This is a genomic window from Frankia nepalensis (assembly GCF_016786325.1).
Lineage (GTDB): Bacteria > Actinomycetota > Actinomycetes > Frankiales > Frankiaceae > Pseudofrankia > Pseudofrankia nepalensis.
In genome coordinates, this window is the sequence record NZ_JADWYU010000210.1 from 24,572 (window position 1) to 31,517 (window position 6,946).

Below are 6,946 nucleotides of genomic sequence, written 5' to 3' on the forward strand. Positions count from 1 at the left end.
CCGCGATGCAGCTGGACCCACGCCGGGCGACCGGCAGGCCCAGCTGCTGGCCGCCCGCGGCGAGCGGATGTCCATGCAGGCGACGAACCCGGTAGCTGCGCTGGATCAGCGGCCGGTCGAGCGCTCCTCGCTGGGAGCGGGCGCGTAAGCGGCGAGAACCGTTTCCGAGATGAAGCGCGGGGCGACGGTCGGATCCAAGCGTCCGCTGGCCACGTCCGTCGCCGCCCCCTTGATGATGTAGTGCAGGACACTGGCCAGCCAGGTCCTCGGGAGGTCGTCGCGGAAGGCTCCCTCGGCCTGGCCGCGAGCGATCAGATTGTTCACCCGCTGCTCGGGTTTCGCGTGGAGATCGCGCACTCGCGTCGGCGGCAGGGTCGCCTGCGCCGCTTCGAGGACGGCACTCGACTGGGCGATCAGCAACCAACTCGACTCGATCAGCGCGCACAGTGCCGCAGGGGCATCGCCCGTGAGGTCCACTCCTTCCAGAACTTGGTCGCCCTTGTCCAGGAGCCGTGTCAGGGCCGCTTCTACCAGGGCCTCCCGGGAGGGGAAGTGCCCGTACAGGGTCATCCGCCCCACCCCTGCGCACTCGGCGATCTGGATCGCACTCGTGCTCGGGTCCCGACCGAGGCAGGCGATCGCGGCCTCGAGGATCTTCTCGACGTTCTGCCGAGCGTCGGCCCGGCGAACCGGCTTGGCCACTGGGCGAGACATGCGGCCTCCCAACTCGTACACCCATGCTTGGGTTACAGTACTCGGAGAGAACTCGTACATGGCTATACGAATTAGAAGGTGGGTGGTGCGTCATGACCGAGACCTTGCCCTCCGGGACATCGGCGCAGGCGCAGCAGCCGGACCCGCGGCGCTGGAAGATCCTGGGGTTCGTCGGCGTCGCACAGCTGATGTTGATCTTGGATGTCACCGTGGTGGCGATCGCCTTGCCCCACATGGGCGCGGACCTCGGACTGGGACGCGAGACGCTCACGTGGGTGGTCAGCGCCTACACCCTCACCTTCGGAGGTCTCCTCCTCCTCGGTGGCCGTGCCGTCGACCTGTTCGGCGCGCGCCGTCTCGTGCTCGCCGCGCTGCTGTTCTTCGCCGCGTCGTCACTGATCGCGGGCCTGGCGACCTCGGGACCGATGCTCCTGGGCGGACGTATCGCTCAGGGGCTGGCCGCGGCCGCACTCTCCCCCGCCGCGCTGTCGCTGGTCGTCACCAGTTTCGAAGGCGAAGAACGCAACAAGGCCCTCGGGATCTGGTCGTCGCTGGGCGGGAGCGGAGCCGCCCTGGGTGTCCTCCTCGGCGGTCTCCTGACAGCCGGACCGGGCTGGTCGTGGGTCTTCTACATCAACGTGCCCGTAGGCGTCGCGCTCTTCTTCGCGCTTCGTGTTCAGCTGCCACAGCAGCCGCGCACAGCCGGAAGGGGCCGCCTCGACATACCAGGCGCAGTACTCGTGACCGCGGCCACCGGAATCTTGATCTACGCGTTCATCAGGGCCGGAGAGCACGGATGGGTCACGGCGACGACGGCCGCCCTCGTCGCCACCGCGGCGGTCCTCTACGTAGGTTTCGTGGTCCGCCAGCGCTCGACCGCCAGCCCGCTCATGGACGTGAAGCTACTGATCCGTCGACCGGTCGCCACCGGCACCCTGCTGATCTTCATCGCCACAGCTTTGATGATCATGACGTTCTTCCTCGGCACCTTTTACCTTCAGGACTACCGCGGCCACGGTGCGCTCACCACCGGCCTACTCTTCCTGCCCGTGGCGCTGGCGACCATGGCCGGCGCGAACGCGGCCGGCCGTGTCATCGGGCACGTGGGCTCCCGAGTACTCGGCGTGGTAGGGCTGCTCGTCGCCGCCGCGGGCATGAGCACCCCCGTCATCTGGGACGGCACCGCGGCCATGGTGATTGGTGTGAGCGTCGCCGCCACCGGAACCGGAGTGGCGTTCGTGGTCGCGTCCGCCACGGCACTCGGGCAGGTCGAACCCCAGGAAGCCGGCTTGGCATCAGGCATCGTCAGCACGTTCCACGAGTTCGGCGCATCAGTCGGCGCGGCAGTCGTGTCGAGCATGGCGGCCGTCAGTATCGCCGGGACCAGCGCGTCCGGCTTCTCCCGAGGCTTCGCCACAGGTGCGATCGTCGCTGTCGTTGCCGCGTTCCTGACGCTCGTCGTCACGCCCGCACCACGACGCACCCAATGATCATATTGGCGGTGTAGTGGCCGGGAACGCCCATCCGTTCATCTCGCGAGGACCCGGGCAGCGATCCGGGATACGGCCAGCCCCGGCTCCGGGCCAGGAGGCAGAGCGTCTCCGACCAGGAGGGAGGACACGGTGGGCGGAGAGACGACCTGGGCAACAGCCCAACGATCTGCACCGCCCCGTTCCTGTGCCGCTATACCCCCCGGGGGTCATAGCGTGGACTCATGGAGACATCGCCCCCCGTCCGGGGCTACACCGCCACCAAGGAGCAGCTACAGGCCCGCCTGCGTCGGATCGAGGGGCAGGTACGCGGCGTCCAGACCATGGTTGACGACGACCGCTACTGCATCGACGTGCTGACCCAGATATCCGCGATCCAGGCAGCTCTCGACAAGGTGGCGCTCGGTCTGCTCGACGGTCACGCGCGCCACTGCATGCACGCGGGCGCCGCGGACGGGCATGCCGACGAGATGGCGACTGAGATGATGGCCGCCGTGGGCCGGCTGATGAAGCGCGGATGACCGCTCCGAAGCACCGCCGGGCCCGTTCCTGCGAACGGGCCCGGCGGCAGGTGTCGCGAAGCCGCCCCATCGGGGTCAACCGCCACCCCGCATGGCTGGCGGCGCACCTGCACCGCGCGGCCAAGTAACTGATCAAATGCGCTGTCCAGCTCGCTCACGGCCGCCTGTAGCCGGCAGGGCAGCACAGATCCTCGCCTCCAAGGTTCTCGCTGGTCACTGACGACGTCGGCTTTCCAAAGGGCGGGCACCCTCGCCCCACGCGGCGGCCACGGACCGCGGGTCAGCCCTTCGCCGCCGCCGGCGAGGGCGGCGACGGCGAGGGCCCGTCAAGATCTCCCACCAGCCCCGTTGTCGGGGGCGGGGCCGGTGTCGTGTTGTCACGCGTTGGCGAGGCGCGGTGAGTCCGTGCGCGGCGCGTTCGTTGAGGGTGCGCTGTCCAACGCCTGGCTGGTGAAGGAGCGCAGGCGCAGGCTGTTGCCGACGACGAAGACGCTGGAGAACGCCATCGCGGCACCGGCGAGCATCGGGTTGAGCAGCCCGAAGGCGGCGAGCGGGATCGCCGCCGTGTTGTAGGCGAAGGCCCAGAACAGGTTCGCCTTGATCGTGCCGAGCGTCCTGCGGGAGAGCCGGATGGCGTCGGCTGCGCTGCGCAGGTCGCCGCGTACCAGGGCGATGTCCGCGGCTTCGATCGCGACGTCGGTGCCGGTGCCCATCGCCAGGCCCAGGTCGGCCTGGGCCAGTGCGGCGGCGTCGTTGACGCCGTCGCCGACCATCGCGACAATCTTGCCCTCGGACTGGAGCCGCTTGACCGCGTTGACCTTGTCGGCGGGCAGGACCTCGGCGATGACCTGGTCGATGCCGACCTCGGCGGCTATCTGGTCGGCCACCGTTTGGTTGTCGCCGGTGAGTAGCACTGGCGCCAAGCCGAGTGCCTTGAGCTGGTTGATCGCCTCGCGGCTGGTCGGCTTGACCTGGTCGGCCACGGCCAGCAGGCCGCGGGCCTGGCCGTCCCAGCCGACCGCGACGACCGTTTTTCCGGCCTGCTCGAAGTGGGCCTTGCGCTCGACCAGTTCGGCGGTGAGGGGCTGCGACCAGTCAGAGAGCAGGGACTGGCGGCCGACAAGGACGGCGTGGCCCTCGACGATGCCCTGGACGCCCTTGCCCTCGATGTTCGCGAAGTCTTCCGGCGTCGGCAGGTCGCCGACCTGTTGGGTGGCGCTCTTCGCGATTGCCTGGGCGATGGGGTGCTCGGAGGCGTTCTCGAGGGCGCCGGCCAGGCGCAGCAGCTCGGCCCGGTCCACGCCGTCGGCGGTGACCACCTCGACGAGCGTCATCTTCCCGGTGGTCACGGTGCCGGTCTTGTCGAGAACGACGGTGTCGATCCGGCGGGTGGACTCCAGGATCTCGGGGCCCTTGATGAGCACGCCCAGCTGGGCGCCGCGGCCGGTGGCGACCAGCAGGGCGGTCGGGGTGGCCAGGCCCAGGGCGCACGGGCAGGCGATGATCAGCACGGCCACGGCGGCGGTGAACGCGGCGGCTATGGGGAATCCGGCGCCGAGCCAGGCGCCGAGGACCACCACGGCGATTGCGATCACGACCGGTACGAAGACACCGGCTACCTTGTCGGCCAGCCGCTGGACCTCGGCCTTGCCGGACTGGGCGTCCTCGACCAGCCTGGCCATCTGGGCCAGCTGGGTGTCGGCGCCGACCCGGGTGGCGCGCACGACCAGACGGCCGCCGGCGTTCACGGTGGCGCCCGTGACCGGGTCGCCCTCGCCGACCTCGGCCGGTACGGACTCGCCGGTGAGCATCGACAGGTCGACCGCCGAGGTTCCCAGGACGACGACTCCGTCGGTTGCGATCTTCTCGCCGGGGCGGACGACGAACTCGTCGCCCACCGCCAGGTCCTCGACCGGAATCCTGCTCTCGACGCCGTCGCGCAGAACCGCGACGTCCTTGGCGCCGAGTTCGAGCAGGGCGCGCAGCGCGGCGCCGGCCTGGCGCTTGGACCGCTTCTCGAAGTAGCGGCCGGCCAGTACGAACATCGTCACGCCAGCGGCGACCTCAAGGTAGATGTTGGCCGCGCCGTCGGTCGGGGTCACGGAGAGCTCGAAACCGTGCTTCATCCCTGGCGTACCCGCGGTGCCCCAGAACAGGGCGTACAACGACCAGACGAACGCCGCGAGGGTGCCGATCGAGACGAGGGTGTCCATCGTGGCCGCGCCGTGCCGCAGGTTGGTCCACGCCGCCCGGTGGAACGGCCAGGCCGCCCAGATGATCACTGGCCAGGCCAGTGCGAGGGAGGCCCACTGCCAGTACTCGAACTGCAGCGCGGGCACCATGGCGAGCACGATGACCGGGACGGTCAGCGTCACGGCCCCGGCCAACCGGTTCCGTAGCGTGAGCAGCTCGTGGTCGGGCTGTTCCGCCGCCGCATCGGCCGCGGCGTTGGCAGCCTTCGGCGGGGTGGGCAGCTTCGCGGTGTAGCCGGTCTTCTCGACCTCGGCGATCAGGAGCTGCGGGTCATAGCCCGCCGGCACGGTTGCTTTGGCCTTCTCGGTGGCGAAGTTGACCGAAGCCTGTACGCCGTCGAGCTTGTTGAGCTTCTTCTCGATCCGCATCGCGCATGCGGCGCAGGTCATCCCGCCGATCTCGAGCTCGAAGCTGGCTATGGACGGTGCCGGCTGGGCCGGGGATGTGGCCATGGTGGTTGTCGCTCCCTGCCGCGCTTCTCGGATCAATGGCCGGTGTGGACGTCGGTGCCCGCGTGGCCCGAGGTGCCGGACGTGGTGTCGACGACGAAGGTCGCGGTGTGAACCTGTCCGTCGACCTGGAAGTCGAGGTAGAGCAGGTAGCGGCCCTCGGTGGGTACCTCGGCCATGAAGCCGATCTTCGGGCCTGACAGGTCACTCGCGGCCGGTACTCCGCCTTGGGGGTGAACGTGCAGGTAGGTCAGGTCCCCCGCGCGCAGCGCGACCAGGTGGCCAAAGGCGCCGAGATAGGGCTGCAGGGTGGTGACCGGCGCGCCAGCGCGGGTGATCTCGACGGTCAGGTCTGACATCTCGCCGGCGCGCAGCTCGCCGTGCAGGGACGCGGTGAATCCGTCGACCTGCGACGTCGTCGAGGTGTGGGTGGCCGGGGCCGGGGTGACGTCGCCGGCGACGTCGATCGTGCGGGTGAGGGTCACGTCGGGGGCGTCAGAGGTGTCCCGGTCGGCGGGCACGAAGTCGGCGAACACCCGGTAGGTGCCGGCGGCGTTCCACATCCACGGGATCGACCAGGTCCCATCGGAGCTCATCGTCGGATGCACGTGACGAAACTGGGTGCCGTCCGAACGCACCACGATGAGGTGGAGGTCCTTGTCGTGCGACGTCGCGTACGCCGTCAACGGGTTGTCGTCGCCGTCCTGTATCTGGAAGGACAGGGCACCGGCCTTCCCGACCCGGCTGGGCGCGGCCACCTCGCCGAGCAGATATCCGTCCTGCTCGATCGAGAGCCCGTGCGCCAGCGGGGCACCGGCCGAAGCCTGCGTCGAGGTGTGATCCATCGAGCTCTCCTGTGCTGTGTTCGTCCACGAGACGACCGTCGAGTCAGGGACGACGGCGGCCCCGGCGGCGAAGGCGCCGCCGAACAGGAGCGCCAGACCGGCGGCATAGGCGCCGAGCCGGGTCGCGACGTTCATCGGACCCGGGCCGCCTCGTAGCCGGCCTCGTCCACGGCGGCCAGCACCTGCGTGTCGTCCACCGGCCCGGTCACGGTCACGACAAGGCGGCCGGTCTGCGCGCTTACCTGGATGCCCTCAACACCGACGATCTTGCCGACCTCGTCTCGAACCGCGGCCTCGCAGTGCCCGCAGGTCATGCCCGTCACCTGGTACTCGCTCGTGGTCATCCCGTTCACTCCTTCGAACCTCTTATACCCCATGGGGGTATCATGCCTTCATGTCTATACCCCCCATGGGTATCACGTCAATGCGAGGGTGTGGAGAGCGGAGAGACAGGCAGGCGACAGTCCGACAGGCGCACGTAGGGCAGGTTCTCGACGAACAGCAGCGAGGCGAAAGCGACGAGGACGGCACCTGCCCACGGATGGCGGCCGACCAGGGCCAGCGGCGATCAGGCGTTCGGCGCCATGCGCTCCTGCCGGGCCGCGAGACTCAGAGCGTGGAGTGTGGTGCGGCGGCAGCGGCGGGCGGGGGGCAGTGGGTGGCGTGGTCGACGA

At 69.5% G+C, this 6,946-nt stretch carries 6 protein-coding genes; 2 read left to right on the plus strand and 4 right to left on the minus strand.

Annotated elements, in window-relative coordinates:
- Window positions 1-105: 105 nt before the first annotated feature.
- Entirely contained in the window at window positions 106-702 is a 597-nt protein-coding gene (locus I6A81_RS33425) for a TetR/AcrR family transcriptional regulator (protein ID WP_203004203.1), read from the minus strand.
- Window positions 703-806: 104 nt separating this feature from the next.
- On the opposite strand from I6A81_RS33425, the gene I6A81_RS33430 reads away from it, so the two are divergent.
- Window positions 807-2,204, plus strand: coding sequence for an MFS transporter (locus I6A81_RS33430; protein WP_203004204.1), 1,398 nt, complete (start codon window positions 807-809; stop codon window positions 2,202-2,204).
- A 224-nt stretch (window positions 2,205-2,428) separates the two neighbouring features.
- A complete protein-coding gene (locus I6A81_RS33435; RefSeq protein WP_203004205.1) occupies window positions 2,429-2,725 on the plus strand; it encodes a metal-sensitive transcriptional regulator in 297 nt (98 codons plus the stop codon).
- Between the two features lie 377 nt (window positions 2,726-3,102).
- Here I6A81_RS33435 and I6A81_RS33440 read toward each other — a convergent pair whose 3' ends face one another.
- From I6A81_RS33440 to I6A81_RS33450, 3 genes are read right to left on the minus strand one after another with little or no spacing between them, the layout of a single operon-like run.
- Window positions 3,103-5,430 (minus strand): heavy metal translocating P-type ATPase, encoded by a 2,328-nt coding sequence (locus tag I6A81_RS33440; protein WP_203004206.1) that lies wholly within the window; start codon window positions 5,428-5,430, stop codon window positions 3,103-3,105.
- Between the two features lie 32 nt (window positions 5,431-5,462).
- Window positions 5,463-6,407: a heavy-metal-associated domain-containing protein gene (locus tag I6A81_RS33445; protein WP_203004207.1), complete on the minus strand. Its 945-nt coding sequence runs from the start codon at window positions 6,405-6,407 to the stop codon at window positions 5,463-5,465.
- Window positions 6,404-6,616, minus strand: coding sequence for a heavy-metal-associated domain-containing protein (locus tag I6A81_RS33450; protein WP_203004208.1), 213 nt, complete (start codon window positions 6,614-6,616; stop codon window positions 6,404-6,406). The genes I6A81_RS33445 and I6A81_RS33450 overlap by 4 nt, the downstream gene beginning before the upstream one ends.
- Window positions 6,617-6,946: the final 330 nt, after the last annotated feature.